Consider the following 14,234-nt stretch of genomic DNA (forward strand, 5'->3'; position numbering starts at 1 on the left):
CAACGCTGAAATACCGCTATAAGGGCTGCTGAAAGGAGTCAGCATGGGGTTAAATTGATTTAGATCACGCTTTTGGTAACCAGAAGTGAGTATCTTGATGATGCCGCCAGGGAGTAAGACATTTTCCAGAGAAATGTTTTAAGGCAAGGCTCTTTTAGTAAATCAGCGGGGTTTGTGGTCGTTGTGCTGGTAAACCTGTCTGTAACGCACGCTGTTTGGGGCTGACTATACTGTCGTTTCGAGCAGATGATTTACTAAAAGAGTTTAACATTATCAGGAGAGCATTATGGCTGTTACTAATGTCGCTGAACTAAACGCCCTCGTCGAGCGCGTCAAAAAAGCCCAGCGTGAATATGCCAACTTCACCCAAGAACAGGTTGACAAAATCTTCCGCGCCGCCGCTCTGGCCGCTGCAGATGCTCGAATCCCCCTCGCTAAAATGGCCGTTGCCGAATCCGGAATGGGTATCGTCGAAGATAAAGTGATCAAAAACCACTTTGCTTCTGAATATATCTACAACGCCTATAAAGACGAGAAAACCTGCGGCATTCTCGACGAAGATGACACCTTTGGTACGATTACCATCGCTGAACCTATCGGCATCATCTGCGGTATCGTTCCGACCACTAACCCAACGTCTACCGCCATTTTCAAATCGCTTATCAGCCTGAAAACCCGTAACGCGATCATTTTCTCTCCGCATCCGCGTGCGAAAGATGCAACTAATAAGGCAGCGGATATCGTGCTGCAAGCCGCTATCGCTGCAGGCGCGCCGAAAGATCTGATCGGCTGGATTGATCAGCCTTCCGTTGAGCTGTCTAACGCGCTGATGCATCACCCGGATATCAACCTGATTCTGGCCACCGGTGGCCCGGGCATGGTGAAAGCAGCGTACAGCTCCGGTAAGCCTGCTATCGGCGTAGGTGCTGGTAACACGCCGGTTGTTATCGACGAAACAGCCGATATCAAACGCGCTGTCGCTTCTATCCTGATGTCTAAGACGTTTGATAACGGCGTTATCTGTGCCTCTGAACAGTCTGTCATCGTTGTTGATTCTGTTTATGATGCGGTGCGCGAACGTTTCGCGAGCCACGGCGGCTACCTGCTGCAGGGCGCGGAACTGAAAGCCGTGCAGAATATCATTCTGAAGAATGGCGCGCTGAACGCGGCTATCGTAGGTCAGCCGGCGGTAAAAATCGCCGAGATGGCAGGCATCACTGTGCCGTCCAGCACTAAGATCCTGATTGGCGAAGTCTCTCTGGTGGATGAAAGCGAACCGTTCGCTCATGAGAAACTCTCTCCGACCCTCGCCATGTATCGCGCGAAAGATTTCGAGGATGCTGTTGAAAAAGCGGAAAAACTGGTTGCGATGGGCGGTATCGGTCATACCTCTTGCCTGTACACCGACCAGGATAACCAACCGGCTCGCGTCACATTCTTCGGCGATAAAATGAAAACCGCGCGTATCCTTATCAACACGCCGGCTTCTCAGGGTGGTATCGGGGATCTCTACAACTTCAAGCTGGCACCGTCTCTGACGCTGGGTTGCGGCTCCTGGGGTGGTAACTCCATCTCTGAAAACGTTGGTCCGAAACACCTGATCAACAAGAAAACCGTTGCTAAGCGAGCTGAAAACATGTTGTGGCATAAACTTCCGAAATCTATCTACTTCCGTCGCGGCTCACTGCCGATTGCGCTGGATGAAGTGATTACTGATGGTCACAAACGCGCCATGATCGTGACTGACCGCTTCCTGTTCAACAACGGTTATGCCGACCAGATCACTTCCGTACTGAAAGCGGCTGGTGTTGAAACTGAAGTGTTCTTTGAAGTAGAAGCTGACCCGACCCTGAGCGTGGTTCGCAAAGGCGCTGAGCTGATGAACTCCTTTAAACCGGACGTTATCATCGCGCTCGGTGGTGGCTCCCCGATGGATGCCGCGAAAATCATGTGGGTCATGTACGAACACCCGGAAACCCACTTCGAAGAACTGGCGCTGCGCTTTATGGATATCCGTAAACGTATCTACAAGTTCCCGAAAATGGGCGTGAAAGCGAAAATGATCGCCGTCACTACCACTTCCGGTACCGGTTCTGAAGTCACGCCGTTTGCGGTGGTTACCGACGACGAAACCGGTCAGAAATATCCGCTGGCGGACTACGCCCTGACCCCGGATATGGCGATTGTCGATGCCAACCTGGTGATGGATATGCCGAAGTCACTCTGCGCCTTCGGTGGTCTGGATGCGGTCACTCACGCGCTGGAAGCTTACGTTTCTGTACTGGCCTCTGAATTCTCCGATGGTCAGGCGCTGCAGGCACTAAAACTGCTGAAAGAAAACCTGCCGGCGTCTTACCATGAAGGTTCGAAAAACCCGGTTGCGCGTGAACGTGTTCACAGTGCTGCGACTATCGCCGGTATCGCGTTTGCGAACGCCTTCCTCGGCGTGTGTCACTCCATGGCTCACAAACTGGGTTCACAGTTCCACATTCCGCATGGTCTGGCGAACGCCCTGCTGATTTCCAACGTTATCCGCTATAACGCGAACGATAACCCGACCAAGCAGACCGCTTTCAGCCAGTATGACCGTCCGCAGGCGCGTCGCCGTTATGCTGAAGTGGCTGACCATCTGGGTCTCACTGCACCGGGCGACCGTACCGCAGCGAAAATTGAGAAACTGCTGGCATGGCTGGAAAGCATCAAAGCTGAGCTGGGTATTCCGAAATCTATCCGTGAAGCGGGTGTTCAGGAAGCCGACTTCCTGGCCCATGTTGATAAACTGTCTGAAGATGCCTTCGATGATCAGTGTACAGGCGCTAACCCGCGCTATCCGCTGATTGCCGAGCTGAAACAGATCCTGCTGGATAGCTTCTACGGTCGTGAATACAAAGAAGGTGCTGAAGCTGTAAAAGCTGAAGCCGCTCCTGTCGCGAAAGCTGACAAAAAAGCCAAGAAAACGGTTTAAGATCGTTTAAAGTTAAAAACCCGCCGCCCGGCGGGTTTTTTTTTGCTCTGTGCAAACCGGTGTACCAAACGAAAAGCAGACAGCGCGTTACCATCCATCGTCTGACTAAAACCCCACATCAGACTTAAACCTCACTGATGCACTAATGAATGTTGCGCTTCATCGGTTTTACCAGGCAATGTGGCGAGGCATATAGAAGAGGCATACGAGATGGAAAAACCCATATCCTTCTCTCAGTACCCTCCTGCGCCCCAGTTTCTTTTGACTTTAACGGTCAGATGACCCTATTCATAAAAAAGCCTCAGCGCAATCGTGAGGCTTGTTCAGTTGGACCCATACGGGGCGCAGGCTAAAGTCTTTTAGCGGCCCTGAATCGCTTTTAGGGAGCCCTTTTCCAGGGCTTCTTTATAATGCTTACGACACACCGACACATAACGCTCATTGCCACCAATGACGACCTGTTCGCCTTCATTATAAGGCCGGCCCTCATGGTCGAGACGGAGCACCATGCCCGCTTTACGACCGCAAAAGCAGACGGTTTTCAGCTCTACCAGTTTGTCAGACCATGCCAGCAAATACTGGCTTCCTCCAAAGAGTTCACCACGAAAATCCGTACGCAGGCCATAACAGAGCACGGGTATATCCAGCTTATCGACGACTTCAGAAAGGGCGTAAACCTGATCGCGGGTCAGAAACTGACTTTCATCCACCAGCACGCAATGAACGGGGGCTTCCTGATGCGCATCGCGAATATCTTCAAATAAAGACGTATGCGCATTATAAAGTCTTGCTGGCGAGGATAATCCTATACGAGAACTCACCTTTCCTGCGCCAAAACGATCATCAATTTCCGCGGTATAAACAAGGGTACGCATTCCCCTTTCCTGGTAGTTATATGAAGACTGGAGTAATGCTGTAGATTTACCGGCATTCATCGCCGAATAGTAAAAATAAAGTTGCGCCATCTGCTCGATAACCCTGGCTTAAGTGTTGGTTAGTCGCAGCCAGTGTATCATATTCTCTGTAAGGGGCATGCAACTCTCGGCTCGTCGCAAGCCATCCTTATATAGCGAGTGGCGAAAGGCCGCCCGCTCAACACTTTGAAACACATTTATGGCTCTTATTGTGGATAAACTGTGGAGACCGCGGCCATTTTAGCCTGTTAATCAAATAGGCATAACGTGCTGGCTATTCTAATAAGCAGCGGTCAGCGATTGATGAGTGATCCACTAATACAGAGGCGAGATATTTACTGATGCGGATAATAATCCCTTAAAAAATGGTGTTTCTCTTGTGAATTCGTACCTGGCGGCCCCGCTATCAGGGCAGTTTTTACATGGGTAACTTTGTGCGTCACTTCAAGAAAAATTTAAGTATCGCTTTATTAAACGCGCACAAATAATCCGATATTTTGACTTCCTTACATTTCGGCCTATTGCAGAACTGAATTTAAGGCTCTATTATTAGCTCAACACACCACCCCATTATAAGTTTGAGATTACTACAATGAGCGAAGCACTTAAAATTCTGAACAACATCCGTACTCTTCGTGCACAGGCGAGAGAATGTACTCTGGAAACTCTGGAAGAGATGCTGGAGAAATTAGAAGTGGTTGTAAATGAGCGCCGTGAAGAAGAAAGCGCTGCCGCTGCGGAAATCGAAGAACGTACTCGCAAATTACAGCAGTACCGTGAAATGCTGATCGCTGACGGTATTGATCCGAATGAATTACTGAACAGCATGTCTGCCGCTAAAACCGGTACTAAAGCTAAACGTGCTGCACGTCCGGCTAAATATCGTTATACCGACGAAAACGGCGAAAGCAAAACCTGGACCGGCCAGGGCCGTACGCCTGCCGTGATCAAAAAAGCAATCGACGAGCAAGGCAAACAGCTGGACGATTTCCTGATCAAGGATTAATTTCGTTCAGACAGTGCTTTTGGTGCTGTATTAAAAAACCCGCCTCGGCGGGTTTTTTGTTTTAAAGCCTCTCATAACAAGCGAGAGGCGATTTGAGACAATAACAGTGGAGGACTACGCCTCTACGTTATAAAACGCTTTATACCACGTCACAAAGCGTTTAACGCCCTCTTCCACGCTGGTCTGCGGCTTAAACCCGATCACCTCATAGAGTGCGGAGGTGTCAGCACTCGTCTCAAGCACATCACCCGGTTGCATCGGCAGCATATTTTTCTGCGCTTCTTTGCCCAGCGCTTTTTCCAGGGCGGAAATATAATCCATTAACGCAACGGGAGAACTGTTGCCGATATTATAAACACGGTACGGCGCGGAACTGGTGGCCGGAGAACCGTTTTCCACGGTCCACTGCGGGTCTGCCTGCGGAATAACATCCTGCAACCGGACAATCGCCTCAGCAATATCGTCGATATAAGTAAAATCGCGTCGCATCTGGCCATGATTATAAACATCAATGCTGCTGCCTTTGACAATTGCCTGCGTAAATTTAAAGAGCGCCATATCCGGACGCCCCCAGGGGCCATATACGGTGAAAAAGCGCAGCCCTGTGGTCGGCAAGCCATACAGATGCGAATAAGTATGCGACATCAGCTCATTGGCTTTTTTGGTCGCCGCATATAAAGAAACAGGATGATCGACAGAGTCGTCAGTAGAAAATGGCATTTTACGGTTAAGACCGTAAACGGAGCTGGAAGATGCGTATAATAAATGCTCAACCTTATGGTGGCGGCAACCTTCCAGCACGTTTAAATGCCCGGTCAGGTTGGCATCCGCATAGGCATGAGGATTTTCCAGTGAATAACGCACGCCAGCCTGTGCGGCAAGATGAATGACGCGTTGCGGCTGATGCTGTGCAAATAACGTTTCCATTGCCTGACGGTCTGCCAGATCAATTTTTTCGAAATAATAAGCAGTGTGTTGTTTAAGAAGATTGAGGCGGGCAAGTTTGAGGTTGACGTCATAATAGTCATTCAGGTTATCGATACCGATAACCTGGTGACCGGCTGCCAGCAGACGTTCGCTAACATGAAAACCAATAAAGCCCGCTGCGCCGGTAACCAGAAATTTCATACGATCCTCATTAATTATGCAATGTTAATGGATGCTCCACGGCCGATTGCATAATAAACAAAGCCGCGTTTGCTGAGCCTTGCCGGATCATACAGGTTACGGCCATCAAAGATAACCGGTTCTTTCAGGGAATTTTTGATGAAATCAAAATCCGGCGCGCGGAATGCCTGCCACTCGGTGCAGATAATCAACGCGTCCGCGCCCTGCAGCGCCGCTTCTTTGGTGCCCATCAAACGCAAGTCTGCACGATGACCGTAAATACGCTGGGTTTCATCCATCGCTTCCGGATCGTAAGCCTGAACGGTGGCGCCATGTTTCCACAGCTCTTCCATCAGCACGCGGCTTGAGGCTTCGCGCATATCGTCAGTATTTGGTTTGAAAGAAAGTCCCCAGACCGCGAAGGTTTTACCTTCCAGATTCTCGCCGAAATGACGACGAATAAATTCTGGCAGCTTCATCTTCTGATCGTTGTTGACGTCTTCCACCGCTTTCAGCAGGCGCGGCACATAACCGATATGCTCAGCAGTGCGGATCAGCGCCTGAACGTCTTTCGGGAAGCAGGAACCGCCGTAGCCGCAGCCAGGATAGATAAAGTGGTAGCCGATACGGGAATCGGAGCCGATGCCCTGACGCACTTTCTCGACATCCGCGCCCAGGCGCTCAGCCAGGTTTGAGATCTCGTTCATGAAGCTGATTTTGGTTGCCAGCATGCAGTTGGCGGCATATTTCGTCAGCTCGGCGCTGCGGATATCCATCAGGATCATGCGATCGTGATTGCGGTTGAACGGCTCATACAGCTCACGCAGCAGTTCGACCACGTCGTCGTTGTCCGTCCCAACCACGATACGCTCAGGACGCATGCAGTCGGCAACCGCGGCACCCTCTTTGAGGAATTCCGGGTTGGAAACCACATCGAACGGGAAATCCACACCGCGCGCTTTCAGCGTTTCGCTCATTACCTGACGCACTTTATCCGCCGTGCCAACCGGAACGGTAGATTTATCCAGCACGACTTTATGGCTGGTCATATGCTGGGCGATAGTGCGCGCCACGGCAGTAACATATTTCAGGTCGGCAGAGCCGTCTTCGTCTGGCGGCGTACCCACAGCGATAAACTGCATCACGCCGTGGTTTACGCCTTCTGCGGCGTCGGTGCTGAAATGCAGACGCCCTTCTTCGTAGTTTTTCTTCACCAGCGGCGTGAGGCCTGGTTCATAGATAGGGATAACCCCTTTCTTCAGGTTTTCAACCTTGTTGGCGTCGACGTCAATACACATAACGTCATGACCAACTTCCGCCAGTACAGCGGCCTGTACCAGCCCCACATAGCCAATACCAAATACGGTTACTTTCATTACGTTGTCCCGGGTGATTAATTACTTCTTGTCGCCGACGGTGTCGTTAAGCCAGGCTTTGAACTCTTCACCCAGCGTATTGTGGCGAATTCCGTATTCCACAAAGGCCTGCATGTAACCCAGTTTGTTACCGCAATCGTGGCTTTTGCCTTTCATGTGGTACGCCTCGACGGTTTCTTTATCCATCAGCATCGCGATGGAGTCGGTCAGCTGGATCTCATCACCTGCTCCCGGAGGCGTTTTCGCCAGCAGAGGCCAGATATCCGCGCCGAGCACGTAACGACCAACAACCGCGAGGTTGGACGGCGCCACGTCGGCTTTCGGTTTCTCAACGATGCCCACCATCGGTACGCTGTCGCCCGGCTGCAGTTGCGCGCCCTGGCAGTCCACCACGCCGTAGGCAGTCACGTCTTCTACCGGCTCAACCATAATCTGGCTGCGGCCAGTCTCATCGAAACGTTTGATCATTTCTGCCAGGTTGTCCTGGGAGAGGTCGGATTCAAATTCATCAAGGATGACGTCTGGCAGAATGACCGCTACCGGCTCGTTGCCGACAACCGGATGCGCGCACATCACCGCATGGCCCAGACCTTTTGCGAGGCCCTGACGCACCTGCATGATGGTCACGTGCGGCGGGCAGATAGACTGCACTTCTTCCAGCAGCTGGCGCTTCACGCGTTTTTCCAGCATCGCTTCGAGTTCAAAACTGGTATCGAAGTGGTTTTCGATGGAGTTTTTTGAGGAGTGAGTGACCAGAACAATCTCAGTAATGCCAGCGGCAATACACTCATTAACCACATACTGAATTAACGGTTTATCCACCAGCGGCAGCATCTCTTTTGGAATCGCCTTCGTGGCCGGCAACATCCTGGTTCCTAATCCCGCAACAGGGATTACTGCTTTTTTCACTTTCGAATTAATGGCAGCCATTGAATATTCTCCTGGACTGTTCAAGTTTCACACTTGTTCGTCAATTAAAAACGCGTTCGAGTATATCAGTTAAAAAATGGGGAAAGAGTCTGAATACCCTTACGTCATGGCAATTTAGGACAAATACGAAGAAAACTGACGCGATATTACCACCCGTGCAGACAGCCTGGAAAAGCTATCTGCATCAGATAAATCAAATGCTCATTCTGCAGACAACATGAGTCTTAAGCGACCACCTGCACCCCAGACCTGACACTGCCAGGCTTCGCAGCGCTGGCTGATTTGATTTAAGTAAGTATTACCCAGAGTGCCCAAAGGGACACCATTACTGAGCTGAATTTGGTTATCTCCGGTATTTAACGTCGCGTTAAGACCGGCTGAGACTAATATGAGGTTTTTTAATTCGCTGTGGTAATAACCGACCAGCAAAGGAAATTGCCCGTACAAATTTGCCTGGCGCAACAATTGATTTACCTGCTTAAGTAAAGCCCCAAGCTCGGGTAAACGCTGCCGCTGTTGCGAGAGTTGTTCCTGAAGCAAACCATTAAATAATGCGCGTAATAACAGCGCGGCCAGCACGCCGTTGTCGCCAGCGCGCGTCACATCCAGGCAATAAAACGCCAGGTCGTTGTCGGAAATTGGCGCAATATCCAGCACCAGTCCCAGTTCATCCGCGGCGACTAACTGGCGATAATTCACCCGGCAGTGCGACATCACCTGCTGCACCGGCGGCTGCAACTCTTTCAGCAGCTTCGCGGCGGCGTGAGGATTATTGACCAGCGCATCCCAGTCCTGGAACAACCGCTCTTCTTCCTCAACCCGCGAGTTAAACATGTTGGGATAGAGACAGGCGTAAACGGTTTCACGCAGGCGGTTAAAATCTTTGACGGGTTTTAGCAACACATCCTGCACGCCAAGGCGCAGCGCTTTGGCGATATCCGCCATATTGTCCGTCGCGGAGATGACCAGAATCGGGGTCTGATTGCCGTCATTGCGCAGACGCTCAATCAGCTTCAGGCCATTCATGCGCGGCATTTCCAGATCGCAAATCAGCAGATCGGGCGCGGCGTCGTGCATTTGCTCCAGCGCGTCAACGCCATCTTCAGCAAGATGGGTCTGCGCGCCCAGCGATGACAGCCATGCGTCAAGCATTGAACGAAAAACGGCTTCATCTTCAACGATGAGGATCTGTTTGCCGGCTAATGGTTGCGTCATCTCTCCCCCCCTGAATGACTTGTTGCCAAGTTTGGCATGCTCAGGCGGGCTGTGCCTGTCAGAATTGCCCGAAGAATGTCAGCGCAACAGGAAGAAACATAACGCTTTTGCGCCTGGCGCAATATAGCGGGAGTGATAGTGCCCTGTGACCAAAAGATAAACTGCAGCATGTGAATACTTTATTTTATACCTTTGTGTAAGGCTAAGCCTTGCTGTGTGTGTTCGCCCAGGCATCAGGCGCCACGGGCGTAAAAGTCTGCATCTCTGGCGGCGGCGTGGCATCAAGGCCGTCGCTCGGTTAACATAGTGCCGCTGTGGCGTTTAACGCCTTAATTTTGTCCTCAAGGAGAAATCGTGTCGCAACTTTGTCCTTGCGGTAGCGCTCTGGAGTATAGCCTATGTTGCCAGCCTTATCTTTCTGGTAACAAGAGCGCAGCCCTGGCATCACAGCTTATGCGCTCTCGCTACTGCGCTTTCGTGATGAAAAATGCGGAGTATTTGATAAAGACCTGGCATCCCGCCTGCCAGGCAGACCGTTTTCGCGCCGATATTGAAGCGGGTTTTGCCCATACACAGTGGCTTGGCCTGACGATTTTTGAAGAAGCGCCTGGTCATACCGAAAACGAAGCGTACGTCAGTTTTGTGGCGCGTTTCCAGGAAAATGGCAAATCGGGCGCAATTATCGAGCGGTCGCGTTTTCTCAGTGAACAGGGCCGCTGGTACTATATCGACGGCACCCGTCCGGTTTTCGGGCGCAACGATCCGTGCCCGTGCGGTTCCGGGAAAAAATTTAAAAAGTGTTGCGGGCAATAAACCGCTGACTGACAACACACTGGCAAACCTTCAACAGGATCACCCCTGCAATGCAAGCATTACAACGTAAAGTACTGCGTACCATCTGCCCGGATCAGAAAGGGCTCATCGCGCGCATCACCAATATTTGCTACAAGCACGAGCTGAACATTGTGCAGAACAATGAGTTCGTCGATCACCGCACCGGTCGCTTCTTCATGCGAACCGAGCTGGAAGGGATTTTTAACGACGCCACACTGCTTGCCGATCTCGACAGCGCGCTGCCTGCAGGTTCCGTTCGCGAGCTGAACCCGGCCGGACGTCGCCGCATCGTCATTCTGGTGACCAAAGAGGCGCACTGCCTTGGCGATTTGCTGATGAAAGCCAACTACGGCGGTCTGGATGTCGACATCGCCGCGGTCATCGGCAACCATGAAACGCTGCGCCCGCTGGTTGAGCGTTTCGATATTCCGTTTGAACTGGTAAGCCATGAAGGGCTGACCCGCGAAGCACACGATAAACAGATGGCAGACGCCATCGCGGCGCACGAGCCGGATTACGTGGTTCTCGCGAAATACATGCGCGTCCTGACCCCAGATTTCGTCGCCCGCTTCCCGAACAAGATAATTAATATTCATCACTCGTTCCTGCCGGCGTTTATTGGCGCGCGCCCTTATCACCAGGCCTACGAGCGCGGCGTGAAAATCATCGGCGCTACCGCGCACTATGTGAATGACAATCTGGATGAAGGTCCGATCATCATGCAGGACGTGATTCATGTGGATCACACGTATACCGCCGAAGATATGATGCGCGCGGGCCGTGACGTTGAGAAAAACGTGCTCAGCCGCGCCCTGTATCAGGTGCTGGCACAGCGCGTGTTTGTTTACGGTAACCGCACGATTATTCTGTAAGGCTTTGCCCGTTTCTGTTTAGGTTTAAAACGTTACGGGCAAAAAGTACGCAAACAATCGTTATTCGCTAACGGAAGGCTTTACAGGGGCGCGACATTTGATATGATGCGCCCCGCTTCCCGCAGCGGAGGCAGGCCAGTACAACGCATTACCCCGTGGTGGGGTTCCCGAGCGTACATCAGGGAGCTGACTGCAAATCTGCCGTCATCGACTTCGAAGGTTCGACTCGAGCGTAGTGAGAGAACGTTGCCGCAGGCAACGACCCGAAGGGTGAGTCGCGAAGCGACGAATAATCCTTCCTTGCTACGATAATGCGTAATAAAGCGTTTTACCCCGTGGTGGGGTTCCCGAGCGGCCAAAGGGAGCAGACTGTAAATCTGCCGTCATCGACTTCGAAGGTTCGAATCCTTCCCCCACCACCATTTTCAACCACTGCACCGTGATTACCTTGTAAAGTTTACTTCATAAGAAAACTTACAGGGGAAGGGTGAGAACCTTTGATAAGGTTCGAGTCGAGCGACAGCGAGACAACGTTGCCGCAGGCAACGGCCCGAAGGGTGAGGAGCGAAGCGACGAATAATCCTTCCCCCACCACCATTTCACGCAGTACCTCTACAATATGAATTACCCCGTGGTGGGGTTCCCGAGCGGCCAAAGGGAGCAGACTGTAAATCTGCCGTCACAGACTTCGAAGGTTCGAATCCTTCCCCCACCACCATCTCTTTCAAATATCCCGCTTGCTAATACACACACCCATCTTGCATATGCTATGGACCGGGGAAGGATGAGAAGCTTCGACGAAGGTTCGAGTCGAGCGACAGCGAGACAACGTTGCCGCAGGCAACGGCCCGAAGGGTGAGGAGCGTAGCGACGAATAATCCTTCCCCCACCACCATCTCTTTCAAATATCTCCCCAGACTCATACACTCTCCCATCTTGCATATGCTATGGACCGGGAAAGGATGAGAAGCTTCGACGAAGGTTCGAGTCGAGCGACAGCGAGACAACGTTGCCGCGTTTTGGTGGATGCGCTTCGCTTATCCACCCTACAGTGCCTTCATACCTTCGCCCGGCTAATTAGCAAGCAAACGGGGAATGTTGCTGCGCTTCGGTAAGAAATTGCAGGGCATCTTCGCCCGCCGCGGTGTAGAGCGGCGCGTTTTTATCGCGAGCCACGGCAAAAATAGCGTTCGCTACATCAGCGGCGTGCGTCACGGGCGAGTCGGCATCACCCGCCATGCGGATAAACTCATCCACCATTTTTCCATACGCCAGATCGTCTCGCCCGCCAAAATACGCCCGGGCATTTTCGCCAAACTTCGTCTCAGGCGAGCGCCCTGGTAGTACCACGTGAACGCGAATGCCAAAAGGCCGAACCTCAAGGGCTAATGACTCGCTCCAGGCATTCAGCGCCGCTTTACTGGCACGATAAAGCCCAATCAGCGGCATCGCTTTGGTGGTGACAGAGGACGACACATTGATGATCACCCCTGATTTTTGTTCTCTCATTAGCGGGAGAAAGGCCTGAGTCAATAACAGCGTGCCCAGAACATTGGTGTTCATTAACTGCTGCGCGGTGGCAAGCGGCGTCAGTTCAACCGGGACCGGCGCGCCGACGCCTGCATTATTCACCAGTAGATCGATCGCGCCCGCCCTTTTCACCACGGCACGAATACTCTCCTCAGACGTAATATCCAGCGGCAAAATTGTCAGCCGATCACTTTCAGGGAAAAGCGACGGATCGGGTGTTCTCATGGTGGCAATCACATTCCAGCCTTTGTCTAAAAAAAGTTGAGCTGTGGCGAGCCCAAAACCTGAAGAGCATCCGGTAATCAGTGCAGTTGACATGGTTAATCCTCTCTGTTGGCAAGAGCAGCAATCATAGCCGCCGCCAGCTGGACAATATATAATCAGAAGTCCGCTTAACTTTAGAGAGCGTCCAGTGACCGATCCGTTAACCGATATTGTTGGTTTGCTTAACCCCAGGCCAACGCGCGCAAAACTCGTTGAAGGCGCAGGTCAGTGGCGTATTCTCCGCGAGTCTGCCGGCGAGGCGTTTTACTGCGCCGTGTTGCAGGGCGAATGCCTGATGCACATTAACGGTAAAGCGCCCGTTCGGCTGGTGGCCGGCGATTTTATGCTGATCCCTGCCACTTACACCTTTGAAAACACCAGCACGGGCACTCCTCCTGTCGATATCTCCGTGCCAACGCTCCTCAGCGATGGACACGTGAGAATTGGCTCCCAGACGGGCCCGGCTGAGCTTCTGATGAATGTGGGGCACTGTGAATTCGACACGCCGGACAGAGCGCTTATCGTCGCGTTACTGCCGAATGAAATTCTGATCAAAGGACAGCGTCGTTTCGTCACGCTCTTTGAACTCCTGCTGGATGAAAGCAGGAACCGGCGGCCCGGACGTGACGTGGTGATGACGCATCTTTTGCAACTGTTGCTGGTGGAATCGTTGCGAAGCGATCCGCAGCTCGCGAAAACGGCGGGTATTCTGCGCGGGTTACAGCACGAAAAAATCGCCACCGCCCTGCATCTCATCCATCAAAAACCTGGTGCTGACTGGCAAATCGCGCATCTCGCCCGAGAGTGCGCGATGTCACGCTCCGCTTTTTTCGCCACCTTCAGCGAGACCGTCGGCATGTCGCCCATGCAATACCTGCTCTTCTGGCGGATGTCGCTTGCCAGAAAAGCCCTGACGAGTGGCCAGGATCACATCGAACAGATTGCGTTGCGCACAGGCTACCAGTCGGCGAGCGCGTTCAGCGTCGCCTTCACGAAACACGCGGGTATGCCGCCTGGCGAGTTTCGCCGCCAGAGCAGAACGGCGCGGTCGATTCAGCCAGCCCAGCACGAAGAGGAGCCACTGGCCTGATGATGGGCATCACCGGCAACAGTGTTTTTGCCCGGTGAACACCGGGAGGGAAAGAGAAGCGGGCAACGCCATTCCCCGCCTGTAAAGCCATAAAAAAAACGCCAGGCCCGACGGGACTGGCGTTTGGCGTT

11 protein-coding genes, 2 tRNA genes and 3 other RNA genes are annotated in these 14,234 nt (G+C 52.2%); 10 read left to right on the forward strand and 6 right to left on the reverse strand.

Annotated features, from left to right (window positions below; all coding sequences use genetic code 11):
- Positions 1-286 precede the first annotated feature (286 nt).
- Positions 287-2,965 (forward strand): bifunctional acetaldehyde-CoA/alcohol dehydrogenase, encoded by a 2,679-nt coding sequence (gene adhE, locus ACUW6V_RS02100; RefSeq protein ID WP_007850596.1) that lies wholly within the window; start codon positions 287-289, stop codon positions 2,963-2,965.
- Positions 2,966-3,324: 359 nt separating this feature from the next.
- Here adhE and tdk read toward each other — a convergent pair whose 3' ends face one another.
- Positions 3,325-3,930 carry a thymidine kinase gene (tdk, locus tag ACUW6V_RS02105; RefSeq protein ID WP_007850597.1) on the reverse strand — a complete coding sequence of 202 codons (606 nt, stop codon included), beginning with the start codon at positions 3,928-3,930 and terminating at the stop codon, positions 3,325-3,327.
- Positions 3,931-4,471: 541 nt separating this feature from the next.
- Here tdk and hns point away from each other — a divergent pair.
- Positions 4,472-4,885: a histone-like nucleoid-structuring protein H-NS gene (gene hns, locus ACUW6V_RS02110; RefSeq protein WP_007679581.1), complete on the forward strand. Its 414-nt coding sequence runs from the start codon at positions 4,472-4,474 to the stop codon at positions 4,883-4,885.
- Positions 4,886-4,999: 114 nt separating this feature from the next.
- On the opposite strand, the gene ACUW6V_RS02115 is transcribed toward hns, so the two are convergent.
- From ACUW6V_RS02115 to rssB, 4 genes are all read right to left on the reverse strand, one after another.
- Positions 5,000-6,013 (reverse strand): NAD-dependent epimerase, encoded by a 1,014-nt coding sequence (locus ACUW6V_RS02115; protein WP_454037933.1) that lies wholly within the window; start codon positions 6,011-6,013, stop codon positions 5,000-5,002.
- Positions 6,014-6,027: 14 nt separating this feature from the next.
- Positions 6,028-7,368: a UDP-glucose dehydrogenase family protein gene (locus ACUW6V_RS02120; protein ID WP_004384996.1), complete on the reverse strand. Its 1,341-nt coding sequence runs from the start codon at positions 7,366-7,368 to the stop codon at positions 6,028-6,030.
- A gap of 21 nt (positions 7,369-7,389) precedes the next feature.
- Positions 7,390-8,298 (reverse strand): UTP--glucose-1-phosphate uridylyltransferase GalU, encoded by a 909-nt coding sequence (gene galU / locus ACUW6V_RS02125; protein WP_007850600.1) that lies wholly within the window; start codon positions 8,296-8,298, stop codon positions 7,390-7,392.
- A gap of 201 nt (positions 8,299-8,499) precedes the next feature.
- Positions 8,500-9,513 (reverse strand): two-component system response regulator RssB, encoded by a 1,014-nt coding sequence (rssB, locus tag ACUW6V_RS02130; protein WP_004384995.1) that lies wholly within the window; start codon positions 9,511-9,513, stop codon positions 8,500-8,502.
- A gap of 354 nt (positions 9,514-9,867) precedes the next feature.
- Between rssB and ACUW6V_RS02135 the strand changes: the two genes are divergently transcribed.
- From ACUW6V_RS02135 to ACUW6V_RS02165, 7 genes are all read left to right on the forward strand, one after another.
- A complete protein-coding gene (locus ACUW6V_RS02135) occupies positions 9,868-10,326 on the forward strand; it encodes a YchJ family protein (RefSeq protein WP_015386618.1) in 459 nt (152 codons plus the stop codon).
- Positions 10,327-10,376: 50 nt separating this feature from the next.
- The gene (gene purU / locus ACUW6V_RS02140) at positions 10,377-11,219 is read left to right on the forward strand and encodes a formyltetrahydrofolate deformylase (protein WP_004384993.1); all 843 of its coding nucleotides are present in this window, start codon (positions 10,377-10,379) and stop codon (positions 11,217-11,219) included.
- Between the two features lie 168 nt (positions 11,220-11,387).
- A non-coding RNA gene (locus ACUW6V_RS02145) (RtT sRNA) lies at positions 11,388-11,528 on the forward strand.
- A gap of 28 nt (positions 11,529-11,556) precedes the next feature.
- Positions 11,557-11,641: transfer RNA gene (locus ACUW6V_RS02150), tRNA-Tyr, on the forward strand.
- Positions 11,642-11,685: 44 nt separating this feature from the next.
- Positions 11,686-11,816, forward strand: a non-coding RNA gene (locus ACUW6V_RS02155) — RtT sRNA.
- A 36-nt stretch (positions 11,817-11,852) separates the two neighbouring features.
- Positions 11,853-11,937 (forward strand) — tRNA-Tyr (locus tag ACUW6V_RS02160).
- Between the two features lie 45 nt (positions 11,938-11,982).
- A non-coding RNA gene (locus tag ACUW6V_RS02165) (RtT sRNA) lies at positions 11,983-12,114 on the forward strand.
- 182 nt (positions 12,115-12,296) lie between these two features.
- Here ACUW6V_RS02165 and ACUW6V_RS02170 read toward each other — a convergent pair.
- Positions 12,297-13,067, reverse strand: coding sequence for an SDR family oxidoreductase (locus ACUW6V_RS02170; RefSeq protein WP_105622252.1), 771 nt, complete (start codon positions 13,065-13,067; stop codon positions 12,297-12,299).
- A 94-nt stretch (positions 13,068-13,161) separates the two neighbouring features.
- On the opposite strand from ACUW6V_RS02170, the gene ACUW6V_RS02175 reads away from it, so the two are divergent.
- A complete protein-coding gene (locus ACUW6V_RS02175) occupies positions 13,162-14,103 on the forward strand; it encodes an AraC family transcriptional regulator (protein ID WP_105622253.1) in 942 nt (313 codons plus the stop codon).
- Positions 14,104-14,234: the final 131 nt, after the last annotated feature.

The organism is Cronobacter sp. 153480017-3 (assembly GCF_053627815.1).

Bases quoted from the DNA above. Each gene is read 5' to 3' on its own strand.
- adhE (WP_007850596.1), top strand. From the start codon at position 287: ATGGCTGTTACTAATGTCGCTGAACTAAACGCCCTCGTCGAGCGCGTC.
- tdk (WP_007850597.1), bottom strand. From the start codon at position 3,930: ATGGCGCAACTTTATTTTTACTATTCGGCGATGAATGCCGGTAAATCT.
- hns (WP_007679581.1), top strand. From the start codon at position 4,472: ATGAGCGAAGCACTTAAAATTCTGAACAACATCCGTACTCTTCGTGCA.
- ACUW6V_RS02115 (WP_454037933.1), bottom strand. From the start codon at position 6,013: ATGAAATTTCTGGTTACCGGCGCAGCGGGCTTTATTGGTTTTCATGTT.
- ACUW6V_RS02120 (WP_004384996.1), bottom strand. From the start codon at position 7,368: ATGAAAGTAACCGTATTTGGTATTGGCTATGTGGGGCTGGTACAGGCC.
- galU (WP_007850600.1), bottom strand. From the start codon at position 8,298: ATGGCTGCCATTAATTCGAAAGTGAAAAAAGCAGTAATCCCTGTTGCG.
- rssB (WP_004384995.1), bottom strand. From the start codon at position 9,513: ATGACGCAACCATTAGCCGGCAAACAGATCCTCATCGTTGAAGATGAA.
- purU (WP_004384993.1), top strand. From the start codon at position 10,377: ATGCAAGCATTACAACGTAAAGTACTGCGTACCATCTGCCCGGATCAG.
- ACUW6V_RS02170 (WP_105622252.1), bottom strand. From the start codon at position 13,067: ATGTCAACTGCACTGATTACCGGATGCTCTTCAGGTTTTGGGCTCGCC.